Here is a 15,929-nt window from a genome sequence, read left to right on the forward strand (position 1 = left end):
GATGGCGCAGTCAGGTGACAAGCGTGGGGTGGTCTTCGCCGCGATCGTGGCCGTGGTGGCCGCGGTAGGCCTCTACGTGACCATGTGGCCGAGCGACCCCGAGCCGGCGCCCGTGACCGGCGCGACCGGCAGCGCGGCGCCGAGCGCCCCCGTCTCCAGCAAGCCGCTGGCCACCGCCAGCGACGCGCCGTTCGACATCTACGACTACCTGCCGATGTCCAGGCAGCAACTGGCCGCCGCGGCCGACCTGGCCGAGCGGTTCACCGCCACGTACGGCTCCTTCCGCTACGACGAGGACCCGGCCGCCTACGCCGACCGGGTCAGGGCGTTCACCACCGGCGAGCTGGCCGGATTCCTCACCAAGGCGCTCACCTCCCCCGGCACCATCGAGCAGAACAAGACCGAGCAGACGGTCGCCACCGCCACGGCCAAGATGAAGGAGATCAGGCAGGTCGGCGCCACCTCGATCGTCTTCGTGGTCACCAGCACGCAGAAGCTCAGCGGCAGGTCCGGCACCAGCGAGCGCGCCGAGGACCTCGCCGTCACGCTCACCCCCGTGGGCAACGACTGGCGCGTCTTCGACGTGCAGCCGGCCGGGGACGGCCAAGACGGGGACCCGGAAGGGTGAACATCTCCTCCCGCGCCCGCATCGGCCTGGCCGTCGGCCTGGCGGGCCTGCTGCTTCTCGGCGTCATCATCGTCTCGCCGATGCTGATGATGCCGGGCATGCCGTCCTTCATCGGCAACACCACGACCACCGACTGCGAGGACGACGTCCAGACCGAGGACGTCTCCGACTCCGGCGCCTCCGACATCCCGCCCAACCTGCTGGAGCTCTACAAGAAGCACGGCAAGAAGATCGGCGTCCAGTGGAACGTGCTGGCCGCCGTCGGCAAGCGGGAGACCGACCACGGCCGCTCCGACCTGCCCGGCGTCAAGAGCGGCACCAACTACGCCGGCGCCGCCGGGCCGATGCAGTTCCTCATCAGCACCTGGGGCGGCAAGGCCAGGATCCCGATCCCGTCGAAGTTCAACGGCTACGCCTCCGACGGCGACGACGACGGCATCGCCGACGTCTACAACCCCGCCGACGCCATTCTGGGCGCGGCGCGGATGCTGAAGCGCAACGGGGCTCCGGAGAACGTACGGCGGGCGCTGTTCGTCTACAACCGGGCCTGGTGGTACGTGGACCAGGTCGAGGTCATCGCCAAGAGGTACGCCAAGTCCGGCGAGGTGAAGCTGCCCCCGCAGGCCGACCCCCAGTGCGACGAGCCGCTGGTGGAGGCGGCGCCCACCGACGTGGTGGCCAAGATCCTCTCCTACGCGCTGGCCCAGCGCGGCAAGCCGTACCTCTGGGGCGGGACGGGACCCGACGCCTACGACTGCTCGGGGATCATCTTCATGGCCTACCGCAGCGTCGGGCTGTCGATCCCGCGCACCACGTTCGGGCAGTGGCCGTTCGGGATCAAGATCCCGCAGGGTGAGGAGCAGCCCGGGGACCTGGTCTTCTTCAACGCCGGCCCCGGCACCGGCCCGAACAACCCCGGCCACGTCGGCATGGTCGTCTCCAAGGGGAAGATGATCGAGGCCCGCTGCCGGCTGTGCGGGCCGATCAAGGTGACCGGCTACCAGACGCGCGACACGCTGATGGGCTTCACCCGGCCGCTGCAGAACCCCGCCGTCCTGGAGCAGTTGAAGAAACTGGAGAATGCGGCCCTATGAGCATCATCGTGGTGGCCGCCGTCATCGTGTCCGACGGGCGGGTGCTCGCCGCCCAGCGCGCCGAACCCCCGGCGCTGGCCGGAGGCTGGGAGTTCCCCGGCGGGAAGGTGGACCCGGGGGAGGGCGAGGAGGAGGCGCTGGTCCGCGAGTGCCGGGAGGAGCTCGGGGTCGAGATCTCCGTCGGCCGCCGGGTGGGCGGAGACTGGCCGCTTTCGCCCGGGTACGTCATGCGGGTGTGGCTGGCCACGCTGGAGGCGGGGACGCCGGTGGCCAAGGAGCATCTCGCGTTGCGGTGGCTGGGACCGGAGGCGTACTTCTCCGTCGACTGGCTGGGCGCCGACCTGCCGGTCATGGAGGCTGTGGCCGATCTGCTCCGACAGGGTTAGCCGACTCCGTTCTGTGACATAACCACTACTAGGTGTGTCCGCATTCGGGGGAAAACGGCAATGTTCGAGCGGAAGCGGGCCCTTGGGGTCGTGGTGGGAACCGGTGCCCTGATCCTGGGGACCCTGACGGTGGCGTCGGCGTCGGTGGCGGGTGAGATGGCTCTGGTCTTCGACCGCGTGGGCGATCCCGACGACATCGGGGCCTGGGTGCGGACGGGGGACGTCCTGCGTTTCCGTGTACGGCTGGCCGGCGAGGCCCAGGACGCCCGCCTCGCGGTGGCCACGAGTCCCGGCGAGGCTCTGTCCACGGTCACCTGCACGCCTCAGAGCCTTGCTGCCGGGGTGCCGGTGGCAGCCGGTGCGCCACTCCCCATCCCAACCCCGAGCACCCCGCCAGGCGCCGCGGAGAGCGCTCTGACGGACGCCGCGGGGAGCGCCCGGACGGACGGCGGTTCGGCGGACGGTCCCGGCTCGGCTGATGGCCGGGCGGCGGGGGCGTTGGGGGTGCCCCAGGTGGACGGGACGTTGTTGCCCGGTGCCGTGCCGACGCCCGGGGTGGGCGTGGCGGCGCGGGGGGCCGAGGTGTGCCGGCTGGGCAAGGTGTCGGGGGAGCGGGCCGTGGACGTGCGGCTGACGGTTCCGCAGGGGGTGAACGAGGTCGTCCTGGCCGCGGTCGCGCAGGTGTGGGGCAACACCGGGGTGTCCACGCTCAGCAGAACCGCCCGCACGCCCGTGGGGTCAGGCCCGATGCCCAGGCCAGGCGAGACCGTGGTGCTCCCGCTGCCCACCCCCGCGACCGCACCCGCCCCGGCCCAGGAGCCGGGCAAGCCTGTCCAGATCCAGCAGCCGGGCAAGTTGACCAGGCCGAGTGGCGACAGCTCGTACACCGGACCGCGTGGAGCCCTCACCAACGTCGGCCCTCGCAGCGCCCGCGGCCCGCAGGGCACTGACGCCGGCACGCGGGACACGGACGCCGGAACGCGCGCAGGCACCACCGGGCCACGTCCGCGCGACAACGCAGCCCCGCGCAACAACGCCGCTCCGCTCAACTACGGTGCCCTGCCCGGTGACGCTGCGCCTCGCGGTGGCGCTGTTTCGAGTGGTGTGAGTGCCGATGCCCGGCAGCCGGGGAGTGGGCAGGGGGTGTGGGATGACCCGAATGTTCGGCTGCCTCATGTCGCTCCCCTGGCCGCCGGTGTTCAGGAGGGGGTTGGGGCGCCTTGGCCGCGGCACGTCGCGGTGGCGGGCCGGACGTTTGGGACGGCGGCTAAGCCGATGAACATGCTGACCGGGTATCGCGGCCTGTCCGTGGCGGCGGGTGGGATCGCGCTTCTGCTGGTGGCGCTGTGGTTCGTGGCCCGTGCCCAGCGGCGCAGAATCGCCGGAAATCAGGATTGAACCGTTCCAGCCCAGGTCACAGCGTGACAACATCGGAGAACGGGGCTTTACTGTTACTTTGACCTGACTAGTATTCCCTTGACCATGGTTCCGGGATGGCGCGGAGGGCACCGGTGGCACGCACACGAGCGACGGCCGTGTCCGCGCTGATCCTCGCCGTCGGGCTCACCGGGGTGGCGGTCTCGCCGTTCGTGATCCAGGCGGCCAGCGCATCCTCGTACGTCCTCGACCCCCCGCCCGTCGAGGGCTGTGAAGCGGGCGAGGTGTGTGACCCGGAGGTCACCATCACGCAGACCGTGACCGAGGCGCCGGAGCCGGAGCAGCCGGAGACGACGATCACCAAGACGATCACCAAGACTCCGAGCGCCAAGCCCACCACGAGCACCCCCAAGCCGAAGAACACGCCGCCCAAGACGTCCAGCGCCCCGATCCAGCCGCAGCCGGTCGTGCCCAGTTCGAACATCCCGGTCCCGACGCCTTCCTCGGATCCGCCGACGACCGAGGCCCCGGTGCAGCTCCCGACCGTCGCGGGCTCGCAGCCGCCGTCGACGACCCCGATGACGCCGCTGGCGTCGGAGGAGCCCACGGAGGAGTCGCAGGCGCTCGAACTGCGGAACGCGGCCCCGGAGTTCGACCAGCGGACGCTGACGCAGAAGCTCAGCATCCCGGCGCTGGTCCTGGTGCTGCTGACCCTGTTCGCGGTACTGATCTTCGAGGGCCGGCTCCGCCGCATGGCGCACGCCGCCGCCGTACGCAAGGCCGGTCCGGCCACTCCCGACCCCCACCAGGGCTACCCCGCGGGGCCCGCCTACACGGCCCACCCCGGCGGCTACCCGCACCCGCAGCATCCCGGTTACCCGGGCGGCACGGCGTATGCGCCGATCATCAGCTTCGTGCCGGTGCAGACGTATCCGACCGGCCAGCCCGCCTACCCGGAGCCCTACGCCAACAACTACCCGCAGCAGCCCACCATGCCCGAGGCGCCCGCCGCCGAGCCCGTGGTGCTGCACCCGGACGAGTTCGACTCCTACAGCCACGAGCCGGACATCCCCTACGACGTTCAGCCGGAGGAGGAGAAGGTGCGGGGCGCGTTCGAGCCTTTGGTCCCGCCGGAGGCCCCGCCCGCCGACATCCCCTCGGGTGGCTCCGGCCCGTACGACGCGACCCGCGAGATGCCCCTCTCACCCGGCTCCTCCGCCGAGCCCGGCGACGACGACCTCTTCAGAAGCAAATAGCTTCTTCCCGCCCCTCGACCGGGTCAGGCGAGGTCGGCAGGGCGCTGGGTCAGAGGGGCCACTTGGTTGGGTGACGTGGGCCGTTGCGGTGGTGCGTTCGTCCGGCCTGAGCAGCGATCCCCCCGACACGTGAGCGCACGGCGGCGGGTGGCGGTGGGGTGGCTTGCCGTAAAGGATCGTGGGGGTTTGGGGGCGAAGAGGCGGGCGCGCCCGCCGTCACGGGTGTGACGGCGGGCGGGGCGGCGCGGGTTACTTGCGGCGGAGGATCTTGTTGCCCAGCCACACCAGCGGGTCGTACTTGCGGTCGACGACGCGTTCCTTCATGGGGATCAGGGCGTTGTCCGTGATCTTGATGTGTTCCGGGCAGACCTCGGTGCAGCACTTGGTGATGTTGCAGTAGCCCAGCCCGTGCTGCTCCTGTGCCGAGTCCTTGCGGTCCGCCACGTCATACGGGTGCATGTCCAGCTCCGCGATTCGCATCAGGAAGCGCGGCCCGGCGAAGGCGGGCTTGTTCTCCTCGTGGTCGCGGATCACGTGGCAGACGTTGTTGCACATGAAGCACTCGATGCACTTGCGGAACTCCTGCGAGCGCTCGACGTCCACCTGCTTCATGCGGTACTCGCCCGGCCGGACGTCGGCGGGCGGGGTGAAGCTGGGGATCTCGCGGGCCTTCTGGTAGTTGAACGACACGTCCGTCACGAGGTCCTTGATGACGGGGAAGGTCCGCATCGGGGTGACGGTGATGGTCTCGTCCTCCTCGAAGGTGGACATCCGGGTCATGCAGCCCAGGCGCGGCTTGCCGTTGATCTCCATGGAGCACGAGCCGCACTTGCCCGCCTTGCAGTTCCAGCGGACCGCGAGGTCGGGCGCCTGGGTGGCCTGGAGGCGGTGGATGATGTCGAGGACGACCTCGCCCTCGTTCACCTCGACGGTGAAGTCCTCGAGCTTGCCCTCGCCGCCCTCACCGCGCCAGACCTTGAACTTCGCCTTGTAACTCATTGTGGGTTCCCCAGCTCTTCTTCGGTGAGGTACTTCTTCAGCTCGCCCAGGTCGAACAGGTCGAACAGGTCCCTGCGCATGGCCGGCTGGACCTTCTCCTCGACGGCGACGGATCCGCCGCCGTCCGGGGTGGAGCAGACGAGGAGCTTGCGGCGCCACTCGGGGTTCATGCCCGGGAAGTCGTCGCGGGTGTGGCCGCCGCGGCTCTCCTCGCGCAGCAGCGCGGCGCGGGCCACGCACTCCGAGACCAGCAGCATGTTGCGCAGGTCGAGCGCGAGGTGCCAGCCGGGGTTGTAGATGCGCGATCCGGCGGCGCCGACGAGCTGCACGCGCTCCTTGAGCTTCTCCACGACCTCCAGCGCCTCGGCGACCTCCTCGGCCTTGCGGATGATGCCGACCAGGTCGTTCATCGTCCGCTGGAGCTCGTGGTGGACCTCGTAGGGGTTCTCGCCGCCGCGCTCCAGCGGGGCGAGCGCCTCGGCCCTGGCGGCCTCGACGGACTCCTGCGCGACCTTGGGGCGGGCCGGGAGCGAGTTGACGTACTCGGCCGCGCCGAGCCCGGCCCTGCGGCCGAAGACCAGCAGGTCGGACAGGGAGTTGCCGCCGAGGCGGTTGGAGCCGTGCATGCCGCCCGACACCTCTCCCGCCGCGAACAGCCCGGGTACGGCCGCCGCCCCGGTGTCCGCGTCAACCTCGACCCCGCCCATGATGTAGTGGCAGGTGGGGCCGACCTGCATGGGTTCGGCGGTGATGTCGACGTCGGCCAGCTCCTTGAACTGGTGGTGCATCGACGGCAGCCGCCGCTTGATCTCCTCGGCGGGCAGGCGGGTGGAGACGTCCAGGAAGACGCCGCCCTGGGGTGATCCGCGGCCCGCCTTCACCTCGGCGTTGATGGCGCGGGCGACCTCGTCACGGGGCAGCAGTTCCGGGGGGCGCCGGTTGTTGGCCTGGTCGGTGTACCAGCGGTCGCCCTCTTCCTCGGTGGTGGCGTACTTGTCCTTGAAGACCTCGGGGATGTAGTCGAACATGAAGCGCTTGCCCTCGGAGTTGCGCAGCACGCCGCCGTCTCCGCGGACCGACTCGGTGACCAGGATGCCGCGCACCGACGGCGGCCAGACCATGCCGGTCGGGTGGAACTGGATGAACTCCATGTTGATGAGGTTGGCGCCGGCCAGCAGGGCCAGGGCGTGGCCGTCACCGGTGTACTCCCAGGAGTTGGAGGTGACGACGTAGGACTTGCCGATGCCGCCGGTGGCCAGGACGACCGCGGGGGCGTCGAACAGGATGAAGTTGCCGGTCTCGCGCCAGTAGCCGAAGGCGCCGGAGATGGCGTCGCCGTCCTTGAGCAGGCGGGTGACGGTGCACTCCTGGAAGACCTTGATGTAGGCCTCGTAGTCGCCGTGGGTCTCCTGGTCCTCCTGCTGGAGGGCGACGACGCGCTGCTGCAGGGTGCGGATCAGCTCCAGGCCGGTGCGGTCGCCGACGTGGGCCAGGCGCGGGTACTCGTGGCCGCCGAAGTTGCGCTGGCTGATCTTGCCGTCCTTGGTGCGGTCGAAGAGCGCGCCCCAGGCCTCCAGCTCCCAGACGCGGTCGGCGGCCTCCTTGGCGTGGAGCTCGGCCATGCGCCAGTTGTTGAGGAACTTGCCGCCGCGCATGGTGTCGCGGAAGTGCACCATCCAGTTGTCGTCGGAGTTGACGTTGCCCATCGCGGCGGCCGCGCCGCCCTCGGCCATGACCGTGTGGGCCTTGCCGAACAGGGACTTGCAGACGATCGCCGTGCGCTTGCCCTGCTGCCTGGCCTCGATCGCGGCCCGCAGCCCGGCGCCGCCCGCTCCGATGACGACGACGTCGTATTCGTGACGCTCGATTTCCACAGGTTTTCCTTATGCGAACGGGAAGTTGACGATGCCCTTGGCCACGAGCCTGACGTAGAGGTCGGCGCCCATCACCGAGAACATCGAGGCCCACGCGAGGGGCTGGTGCTTGGCGTTGAGCTTCGAGACGAATGTCCAGGCCTTGTAGCGCACCGGGTGCCGGGAGAAGTGGTTCAGGCGGCCGGCGGTGATGTGCCGGCAGGAGTGGCAGGACAGCGTGTACAGGTTGATCAGCACCGCGTTGAGGATGAGGATCCAGGTGCCGAGCCCGGTCGGCGTGTGGACCAGCGCGAGGACCGCGTCGTAGGCCAGGACCAGGCCGATGAGGATCGCCGCGTAGAAGAAGTAGCGGTGGACGTTCTGGACGATCAGCGGGAACCGGGTCTCGCCGGTGTACTTGCCGTGCGGCTCCTGCACCGAGCACGCCGGAGGCGAGAGCCAGAACGAGCGATAGTAGGACTTGCGGTAGTAGTAACAGGTGAGCCGGAACCCGCCGGGCAGGCCCAGGATCAGCAGGCCGGGCGGCAGGGTGTACCAGTCGCCGAAGGGGGCCAGCCCGAGGAAGCGGGCGCCCTCCGGACAGGATGTCGCCAGGCACGGCGACGAGAACGGGGCTATGTACTCGCTCGGCGCGTAGTAGTAGCTGCCGTCGAAGATCGCCCATACGCCGTAGACAAGGAATGAGCTGAGCCCGAGGAACGTCAGCAGCGGGGCCAGCCACCAGTTGTCGGTGCGAAGCGTGCGCACTTTGATCTGCGCGCGCTGTCTCCTTACCGGGCTTTCAGGCGTCGTCTGGGTCATCGCGGACCTCTCCACCTCCCGCGGACCCTGCTCGCCTGGGGTCCGGGTTCGAGTCACTGAGCGCGCGGCGTCTCCGCTCGGGCGCGCATTTGGTGGGGGATACGTTACGACGACGGCATCACGTTTTGTGAGAAGGGTCACTCACTTTTTCGATGGCTCCGTGTGATTCCTGTCACGTCCGCACGTCAGGACCGGTGTCCGTGGTTCGGCAGCTTCACTACCGTGACGAAAAAATTGTCAATCTGCCGGACAACCCGGATAAATTGGTCAAAATCTACCGGTTTGGTGACATATGCGTTTGCGTGGAGCTGGTAGCTGCGGACGATGTCCTCCTCCGCCTCGGAGGTCGTCAGGATCACCACCGGGATCGAGCGCAACGCGGCGTCCGCCTTCACCTCCTGCAACACCTCCATGCCGTCCATACGGGGCAGGTTGAGGTCGAGCAGGACCAGATCGGGGCGGGGCACGTTCTCGTAGCCCTCCTCGCGCCGCAGGAAGGCCAGCGCCTGCTCGCCGTCGTTGACCACGTGCAGCCGGTTCTGGACCTTGTTCAGCTCGAAGGCCTCCCGCGTGAGCAGGATGTCGCCCTGGTCGTCCTCGACCAGCAGCACCTCGATCGGGATCATGCGTCCTCTTCCGCGTCGGGCAGGGTCCAGCGGAACGTCGCGCCGTGAGCCTCCGCGCCCTCCGAGTTCTTCGAGCGCTCCGAGTCCAGCCAGAGCATTCCGCCGTGGTACTCCACGATCTTCCTGCACAGCGCCAGTCCGATGCCCGTGCCCGGGTAGACGTCGCGCGGATGGAGGCGCTGGAAGATCAGGAAGATGCGCTCGGCGTACTTGGCCTCGACGCCGATGCCGTTGTCGGAGCAGCTCAACTCCCACATGCCGTTGTCCGCCCGTTGGGCCCCGATGTGGATGCGCGGGGGCAGCTCGGAGCGGAACCTGATGGAGTTCTCCACCAGGTTCTGGAACAACCGGACGAGCTGCGACCTGTTGCCCACCACCTTCGGCAGCCGGTCGGAGGTCACCACCGTCCCGGTGTCCTCGATGGCCGCCGACAGGTTGTCCAGCGCCGACTGCAGCGCCTCGCCGGTGTCGGTGACCACGCGTTCGCCGTGGACCCGGCCCACGCGGGAGAAGTCGAGCAGGTCGTTGATGAGGACCTGCATGCGCTTGGCACCGTCCACGGCGTAGCCGATGTACTGCTTGGCGCGGTCGTCGAGCTGCGGGCCGTACCTCTGCTCCAGCATCTGCGTGAAGCTGGCCACCTTGCGCAGCGGCTCCTGGAGGTCGTGGCTGGCCACGTAGGCGAACTGCTCCAGCTCGCCGTTGGAGCGCCGCAGCTCGTCGGCCTGCTCCTCGGCGGTGCGCCAGCCGTCCAGGATGCGCGCGCGCATCGAGTCGACGTGGGAGGCCAGCTCGGCGAGCTCGGCGGGGCGGTCGACGCGCAGCCTGCGGTTGAAGTCGCCCGCCGCGACCTCGCGCACCTGCCCGGCGAGCTGGGCGATCGGCTTGAGTACGGCGTAGCGGATCACGAACGTCAGCGCGACCCCGGCCAGGAGGATGATCGTGAAGACCAGGATGAGGATGAGGTTGAGCTGGTCGAGCCTGGCGACCACGTCCGGGCGCGGCCGGATCGCGCGGACCTGTTCCACCATCGTCAGCGTCGCGCCCACCCCGGCGGCGTAGGCCAGCGCCGTGACGACGCCCGCGGCGATGAACCAGCGGGCGACGGGCAGTCTGCCGACGCCGGTGGGCGCCTTGGCCGGCGGCAGCGGATGGAGGTTCACGGTGTTCTCCTCTGGACGAGGACCACGGCCAGGTCGTCGGTGAGGGTTCCGACGTGCCGGATCAGCCGGTCGAGATCGATGTGGCCGTGCTCGCGCACCAGTTCCACCAGCCCGTCCACGCCGAGCCGGTCCTGCTTCACCGCGGCCTCGATGAGCCCGTCGGTGTAGAGCATGAGGGACCACTCCTCACCCAGGCTCACGTCGATGGCGTGCCACTCGGCGTCGTGGAAGATGCCCAGCGGCGGCCCCGACGGGCCCTCGCCGACGGCCTCGACCACGCCGTCGCGGATCAGCAGCGGCGGCGGGTGGCCGACGACGCGCAGCTCCGCGTGGGTGAGGTCGGGGGTGAGCGTGGCCGTGCAGAGCGTGGTGAAGATCTCCGGCGCCTTGCGCTCGACCCTGAGCAGCGCGTCCATCGCGCGCAGCATGACGTCACCGGTCTGCCCGGCCAGCACCAGCGTGCGCCAGGCGATGCGCAGCCCGACGCCGAGCGCGGCCTCGTCGGGCCCGTGCCCGCACACGTCGCCGACGACGATGTGCACCGAGCCGTCGGGGGTCTGCACGGTGTCGTAGAAGTCGCCGGCGAGCAGGGCGCTCTGGCTGCCGGGCAGGTAGCGGGTCGTGTGCTCGATCGTCTCCGCGCTCAGCAGCGGTACGGGTAGCAGCCCGCGTTCGAGCCTGGCGTTCTCCTGGGCGGTCGCCTCGGCCTTGACCAGCATCCGCTGGGCGTGGTCGGCGCGCCTGCGTTCCATGGAGTAGCGGATCGAGCGGGCCAGCAGCCGGGCGGTGATGTCCTGCTTGACCAGGTAGTCCTGGGCGCCGGCCTGCACCGCGGCGACGCCGACGTGCGCCTCGCTGATCCCGGTCAGCACCAGCACCGCGGCGTGCGGGGCGGCGGCCAGCACCTGCTCCAGCGCCTCCAGCCCGCTGGCGTCCGGCAGCGACAGGTCCACGAGCACGCACTGCACGTCGGCGGTGAGCTTGGGCAGGCCCTCGGCCAGGCTGCGCGCCCAGGTGATGCGCGGGGGCGCGTCGGCCTCCTTGAGCAGCTCCTCGACCAGGAAGGCGTCACCGTCGTCGTCCTCGATGAGGACGAGCGTGAGCGTCTCAGATAGTGAAGCCGTCACACACTGCCCTCTCCCTACCCTCGTAGCGATCGCTGGTTCATTCTGCGATGAGCTCCACCCCTTGCGGAAGCGTCCCGTCGTGAGCGGCCTCGACCAGAAACGTTCGCAGGGTGGTCCCGAACGCCTGGGCGGCGCGGGTCGGCTCCACGTCCTTGCGGTTGGCCAGCGCGATCGTGCGGCTGAGGCCCGGCGGGGCCAGCGGCGTGCCGGTCAGCCCAGGACGTCCGTCAAGCACCATGGACGGCACCACCGCCACACCCAGACCCGCCTCCACGAACCGCAGCACCGCGTCCATCTCCCCGCCCTCGACCGCGAAGCGCGGCTCGAAGCCCGCGTGCCGGCAGGCCGCGATCGTGGCTTCACGCAGGTCGTAGCCGCGCCGGAACATCACCATAGGCCGTCCGCGCAGGTCCTCGATCCGCACGTACGGCCGGCGGATCGCCGTCCCGTCATCGCCCTGCCCGGTGCGCCGGTGGCTGGGGGAGACGACGACCAGGTTCTCCCGCAGGATCTCCTCGGTGACCAGCGAGGGATCGTCGTGCTGGAGCGGCGTGATGATCAGCGATAGGTCGATCTGCCCGCGGGCCAGCGCCCTGACCAGGTCGCGCGAGCCGCCCTCCTCGACGTGGAGCCGGATGCCCGGGTAGTCGCGGTGGAAGCGGGCCAGCGCGTCGGCCAGCAGCCCGGCGCACAGGGACGGGGTGGCGCCCAGCCGTACGCGGCCGCGGCGCAGCCCGGCCAGCTCTGCCACCTCCTGCCGGGCGGTGTCGGCGTCGGCGAGCATGCGGCGGGCCAGCGGCAGGAGCGCCTCGCCCGCGGGGGTGAGGGTGACGTTGCCGCGGGCGCGGGAGAACAGCGGCGCGCCCAGCTCGGCCTCCAGCGCCTTGATCTGCTTGCTCAGCGACGGCTGGGCCACGCGCATGCTCTCGGCGGCCTGGGTGAAGTGCCGGGTCTCGGCCACCGCGACGAAATAGGCGAGCTGCTGCAACTGCATGATCTCCATAGCTTACGGCTATCGCCAGGTTGTGATTTTGCTCGCATGCGGGCTTCGTGGATTTTGCGGTAGCCGTACGAAACCAAGGGTCATAGCCCGTGGCTATGGAAACCAGATCCGTGATGACTTGGACGGATCATCCCTGGATACCTAGCGTCTCGTCTGTGACTGCCACGATTGAGCGCGGGGCCGCTACGGCACCCGTGAGTCCCCCCAAGACGGGAGCCGGCAAGGCTCCGGTTCCTCCGACAACGCCCAAGAGGTCCCGCGGGTTCCTGAGCTCGTCGAACGGCAGGAAAGTCGTCATGGCCGTCACGGGCGCCGTGATGGTGGGCTTCCTGGCCCTGCACATGCTGGGCAACCTGAAGATCTTCTTCGGCCGGGAGTCGTTCAACGAGTACGCGCACTGGCTGCGGACGCTGCTTGAGCCGTTCTTCCCCTACCGGACGGTGCTGACCCTGCTGGAGGCCGGCCTCGTCCTGGCCGTGGTCCTGCACATGTGGGCGGCCATCACGCTGACCCGGCGCGCCCGCAAGGCCAGGCCGGTGAAGTACGTGGCCAAGAAGTCGCAGGCCACCGGGTACGCCACGCACATCATGCGCTGGGGCGGCGTCACCATCGCGCTCTTCATCGTCTGGCACCTGCTCGACCTGACCTTCGGCGTGGTCAACCCCGCCGGATTCGACTCGGCGCCGGCCGACCGCATGATCGAGGGCTTCCAGCCGGGGCGCTGGTGGGTCACGGCCGTCTACCTGATCGCGGTCGTCCTGGTCGGCCTGCACCTGCGGCACGGCCTGTGGTCCGCCTTCCAGACGCTGGGCTGGGCCAAGGGAGAGCGCCGGCAGGCGGTGAAGCTGGGCGCGGCGGCGTTCTCCGCCGTCCTCGTGCTCGGGTTCCTCGCGCCGCCGCTGGCCATCATGTTCGGAGTGATCAAGTGATCGAGTACACCGAGGGCGAGCCGCTCAGGGACACCAAGGCCCCCGAGGGCCCGATCGAGGAGCGGTGGGCCAAGCGGAAGTTCTCCGCCAAGCTCGTCAACCCCGCCAACAAGCGCAAGCTCAACGTCATCGTGGTCGGCACCGGCCTGGCCGGCGGCTCGGCCGCCGCGACCCTGGGCGAGCTGGGCTACAACGTCAAGTCGTTCTGTTACCAGGACTCGCCCAGGCGGGCCCACTCGATCGCCGCCCAGGGCGGCATCAACGCCGCGAAGAACTACCGCGGCGACGGCGACTCGATCTACCGGCTCTTCTACGACACCGTCAAGGGCGGCGACTTCCGCGCCCGCGAGTCGAACGTCTACCGCCTGGCCGAGGTCTCGGTGAACATCATCGACCAGGCCGTGGCCCAGGGCGTGCCGTTCGCCCGCGAGTACGGCGGCCTGCTCGACACCCGCTCCTTCGGCGGCGCCCAGGTCTCCAGGACCTTCTACGCCCGCGGCCAGACCGGCCAGCAACTCCTGCTGGGCGCCTACCAGGCGCTGGAGCGCCAGGTGAAGGCCGGAACCGTCGAGATGTTCACCCGGCACGAGATGCTGGAGCTGATCGTCTCCGGCGGCCGGGCGCGCGGCATCATCGTGCGCGACATGGTCACCGGCGAGATCGAGCGGCACACCGCCGACGCGGTCGTGCTGGCCACCGGCGGCTACGGCAACGTGTTCTTCCTGTCCACCAACGCCAAGGGCTGCAACACCACGGCCATCTGGCGGGCGCACGAGCGCGGCGCGTACTTCGCCAACCCGTGCTACACGCAGATCCACCCGACCTGCATCCCGGTCTCCGGCGAGTACCAGTCGAAGCTCACGCTGATGTCGGAGTCGCTGCGCAACGACGGCCGGGTGTGGGTGCCGGTGGCCGCCGGCGACGACCGCGCCGCCGGTGACATCCCGGAGGACGAGCGCGACTACTACCTGGAGCGCATCTACCCGGCCTTCGGCAACCTGGTCCCGCGTGACATCGCCTCGCGCGCGGCCAAGAACGTCTGCGACGAGGGCCGCGGCGTCGGCCCCGGCGGCCTGGGCGTCTACCTCGACTTCCGCGACGCGATCGCGCGCCTCGGCCGCGACGCCGTCGAGAAGAAGTACGGCAACCTCTTCGAGATGTACGAGCGCATCACCGGCGAGGACCCCTACACCCAGCCCATGCGCATCTACCCGGCCGTGCACTACACGATGGGCGGCCTGTGGGTGGACTACGACCTGCAGTCCACGGTCCCCGGCCTGTTCGTGATCGGCGAGGCCAACTTCTCCGACCACGGCGCCAACCGCCTGGGCGCCTCGGCGCTGATGCAGGGCCTGGCCGACGGCTACTTCGTCCTTCCGACGACGCTGGGCGACTACCTGGCCAACGGCCCGTACGGCGAGGTCGACGAGGAGGCCGTGGCCGAGGCCGAGATCAAGGTCCGCACCAAGATCGACCGGCTGATGGCCGTCAACGGCACCCGCACCCCGGACTCCTTCCACCGCGAGCTCGGCAAGATCATGTGGGACTACTGCGGCATGGAGCGCACCGAGGAGTCGCTGCGCAAGGCCCTGGAGCTGATCCCCGGTCTGCGGGACGAGTTCTGGCGCAACGTGAAGGTCAGCGGCACCCCGGAGGAGCTAAACCAGGTGCTGGAGAAGGCCGGGCGGGTCGCCGACTTCTTCGACCTGGCCGAGCTGATGTGCCTGGACGCGCTGGTGCGCACCGAGTCGTGCGGCGGCCACTTCCGCGCCGAGTCGCAGGACGCCGACGGTGAGGCGCTGCGTGACGACGAGCACTTCGCGCACGTCTCGGCCTGGGAGCGCACCCCCGACGGCCCGGTGCTCCACAAGGAAGCGCTCGAGTACGACTACGTCAAGATGACCCAGCGGAGCTACAAGTAATGGATCTCACCCTCAAGGTCTGGCGCCAGAGCGGTCCCGACGACGCCGGGCGCATGGTCACCTACCTGGCCAAGGACGTGTCGCCGGACATGTCCTTCCTGGAGATGCTCGACGTCGTCAACGAGAAGCTCATCCTGGACGGCGACGACCCGATCGCCTTCGACCACGACTGCCGCGAGGGCATCTGCGGCATGTGCGGCATGGTCATCAACGGCGTGGCCCACGGCGAGCAGCGCGCCACCACGACGTGCCAGCTCCACATGCGCCACTTCGAGGACGGCGCCGAGATCACCATCGAGCCGTGGCGGGCCGCTCCCTTCCCGGTCATCAAGGACCTGGTCGTGGACCGCAGCGCCTTCGACCGCATCATCCAGGCGGGCGGGTTCGTCTCGGTTCCGGCCGGTTCCGCGCCGGACGCGCACGCGGTCCCGGTCCGCAAGGAGGACGCCGACGACGCCTTCGACGCCGCGACCTGCATCGGCTGCGGCGCCTGCGTGGCGGCCTGCCCGAACGGCTCCGCGTCGCTGTTCACCGCCGCGAAGATCACCCACCTGTCGCTGCTCCCGCAGGGCCAGCCCGAGCGCCTGAGCCGCGCCAAGGCCATGGTGGACCAGATGGACGCCGAGGGCTTCGGCGGCTGCACCAACACCGGCGAGTGCACGGCGGTCTGCCCGAAGGGCATCCCGCTGGACACCATCGCGCAGATGAACAGCGACTACCTGAAGGCCAGCAGGTAGCGGCCGC

At 69.7% G+C, this 15,929-nt stretch carries 15 protein-coding genes; 8 read left to right on the forward strand and 7 right to left on the reverse strand.

All coding sequences use genetic code 11. The annotated features are described in order from the left end of the window. Position 1: 1 nt before the first annotated feature. The 5 genes from ACIBEJ_RS31785 (at position 2) to ACIBEJ_RS31805 (ending at position 4,741) form a co-directional block, all read left to right on the forward strand. A complete protein-coding gene (locus tag ACIBEJ_RS31785) occupies positions 2-628 on the forward strand; it encodes a hypothetical protein (RefSeq protein ID WP_397186547.1) in 627 nt (208 codons plus the stop codon). After that, positions 625-1,722, forward strand: a complete 1,098-nt coding sequence (locus ACIBEJ_RS31790; RefSeq protein WP_397186548.1) for an NlpC/P60 family protein — start codon at positions 625-627, stop codon at positions 1,720-1,722. The genes ACIBEJ_RS31785 and ACIBEJ_RS31790 overlap by 4 nt, the downstream gene beginning before the upstream one ends. After that, positions 1,719-2,108, forward strand: coding sequence for a (deoxy)nucleoside triphosphate pyrophosphohydrolase (locus ACIBEJ_RS31795; protein ID WP_397186549.1), 390 nt, complete (start codon positions 1,719-1,721; stop codon positions 2,106-2,108). Before ACIBEJ_RS31790 ends, ACIBEJ_RS31795 begins: the two co-directional genes overlap by 4 nt. A gap of 60 nt (positions 2,109-2,168) precedes the next feature. Next, positions 2,169-3,506, forward strand: coding sequence for a hypothetical protein (locus ACIBEJ_RS31800; RefSeq protein ID WP_397186550.1), 1,338 nt, complete (start codon positions 2,169-2,171; stop codon positions 3,504-3,506). Between the two features lie 113 nt (positions 3,507-3,619). Beyond that, positions 3,620-4,741: a hypothetical protein gene (locus tag ACIBEJ_RS31805; protein WP_397186551.1), complete on the forward strand. Its 1,122-nt coding sequence runs from the start codon at positions 3,620-3,622 to the stop codon at positions 4,739-4,741. Positions 4,742-4,990: 249 nt separating this feature from the next. On the opposite strand, the gene ACIBEJ_RS31810 is transcribed toward ACIBEJ_RS31805, so the two are convergent. The 7 genes from ACIBEJ_RS31810 to ACIBEJ_RS31840 form a co-directional block, all read right to left on the reverse strand. Further along, on the reverse strand, positions 4,991-5,740 hold the full coding sequence (locus tag ACIBEJ_RS31810) for a succinate dehydrogenase/fumarate reductase iron-sulfur subunit (RefSeq protein ID WP_397186552.1): 750 nt from the start codon (positions 5,738-5,740) through the stop codon (positions 4,991-4,993). Further along, complete coding sequence (locus tag ACIBEJ_RS31815) at positions 5,737-7,614, reverse strand: fumarate reductase/succinate dehydrogenase flavoprotein subunit (RefSeq protein ID WP_397186553.1); 1,878 nt, start codon at positions 7,612-7,614, stop codon at positions 5,737-5,739. Before ACIBEJ_RS31815 ends, ACIBEJ_RS31810 begins: the two co-directional genes overlap by 4 nt. Before the next feature lie 9 nt (positions 7,615-7,623). Then, positions 7,624-8,415, reverse strand: a complete 792-nt coding sequence (locus ACIBEJ_RS31820; protein WP_397186554.1) for a hypothetical protein — start codon at positions 8,413-8,415, stop codon at positions 7,624-7,626. A 185-nt stretch (positions 8,416-8,600) separates the two neighbouring features. Next, positions 8,601-9,041 (reverse strand): response regulator, encoded by a 441-nt coding sequence (locus tag ACIBEJ_RS31825; RefSeq protein ID WP_397186555.1) that lies wholly within the window; start codon positions 9,039-9,041, stop codon positions 8,601-8,603. Further along, the gene (locus tag ACIBEJ_RS31830; protein WP_397186556.1) at positions 9,038-10,204 is read right to left on the reverse strand and encodes an ATP-binding protein; all 1,167 of its coding nucleotides are present in this window, start codon (positions 10,202-10,204) and stop codon (positions 9,038-9,040) included. The genes ACIBEJ_RS31825 and ACIBEJ_RS31830 overlap by 4 nt, the downstream gene beginning before the upstream one ends. Then, complete coding sequence (locus ACIBEJ_RS31835) at positions 10,201-11,331, reverse strand: PP2C family protein-serine/threonine phosphatase (protein WP_397186557.1); 1,131 nt, start codon at positions 11,329-11,331, stop codon at positions 10,201-10,203. The genes ACIBEJ_RS31830 and ACIBEJ_RS31835 overlap by 4 nt, the downstream gene beginning before the upstream one ends. A gap of 37 nt (positions 11,332-11,368) precedes the next feature. Beyond that, entirely contained in the window at positions 11,369-12,325 is a 957-nt protein-coding gene (locus ACIBEJ_RS31840) for a LysR family transcriptional regulator (protein ID WP_397186737.1), read from the reverse strand. A gap of 122 nt (positions 12,326-12,447) precedes the next feature. On the opposite strand from ACIBEJ_RS31840, the gene ACIBEJ_RS31845 reads away from it, so the two are divergent. The 3 genes from ACIBEJ_RS31845 to ACIBEJ_RS31855 are packed head-to-tail and all read left to right on the forward strand — an operon-like array spanning position 12,448 to position 15,922. After that, positions 12,448-13,263, forward strand: a complete 816-nt coding sequence (locus ACIBEJ_RS31845; RefSeq protein WP_397186738.1) for a succinate dehydrogenase cytochrome b subunit — start codon at positions 12,448-12,450, stop codon at positions 13,261-13,263. Next, entirely contained in the window at positions 13,260-15,185 is a 1,926-nt protein-coding gene (locus tag ACIBEJ_RS31850; RefSeq protein WP_397186558.1) for a fumarate reductase/succinate dehydrogenase flavoprotein subunit, read from the forward strand. The genes ACIBEJ_RS31845 and ACIBEJ_RS31850 overlap by 4 nt, the downstream gene beginning before the upstream one ends. Next, positions 15,185-15,922, forward strand: a complete 738-nt coding sequence (locus ACIBEJ_RS31855; protein ID WP_397186559.1) for a succinate dehydrogenase/fumarate reductase iron-sulfur subunit — start codon at positions 15,185-15,187, stop codon at positions 15,920-15,922. Before ACIBEJ_RS31850 ends, ACIBEJ_RS31855 begins: the two co-directional genes overlap by 1 nt. Positions 15,923-15,929: the final 7 nt, after the last annotated feature.

Source organism: Nonomuraea sp. NPDC050790, from assembly GCF_044456745.1.
Taxonomy (GTDB): domain Bacteria; phylum Actinomycetota; class Actinomycetes; order Streptosporangiales; family Streptosporangiaceae; genus Nonomuraea.

Bases quoted from the DNA above. Each gene is read 5' to 3' on its own strand.
- ACIBEJ_RS31840 (WP_397186737.1), bottom strand. From the start codon at position 12,325: ATGCAGTTGCAGCAGCTCGCCTATTTCGTCGCGGTGGCCGAGACCCGG.
- ACIBEJ_RS31855 (WP_397186559.1), top strand. From the start codon at position 15,185: ATGGATCTCACCCTCAAGGTCTGGCGCCAGAGCGGTCCCGACGACGCC.
- ACIBEJ_RS31820 (WP_397186554.1), bottom strand. From the start codon at position 8,415: ATGACCCAGACGACGCCTGAAAGCCCGGTAAGGAGACAGCGCGCGCAG.
- ACIBEJ_RS31810 (WP_397186552.1), bottom strand. From the start codon at position 5,740: ATGAGTTACAAGGCGAAGTTCAAGGTCTGGCGCGGTGAGGGCGGCGAG.
- ACIBEJ_RS31845 (WP_397186738.1), top strand. From the start codon at position 12,448: ATGACTTGGACGGATCATCCCTGGATACCTAGCGTCTCGTCTGTGACT.
- ACIBEJ_RS31795 (WP_397186549.1), top strand. From the start codon at position 1,719: ATGAGCATCATCGTGGTGGCCGCCGTCATCGTGTCCGACGGGCGGGTG.
- ACIBEJ_RS31800 (WP_397186550.1), top strand. From the start codon at position 2,169: ATGTTCGAGCGGAAGCGGGCCCTTGGGGTCGTGGTGGGAACCGGTGCC.
- ACIBEJ_RS31825 (WP_397186555.1), bottom strand. From the start codon at position 9,041: ATGATCCCGATCGAGGTGCTGCTGGTCGAGGACGACCAGGGCGACATC.
- ACIBEJ_RS31785 (WP_397186547.1), top strand. From the start codon at position 2: ATGGCGCAGTCAGGTGACAAGCGTGGGGTGGTCTTCGCCGCGATCGTG.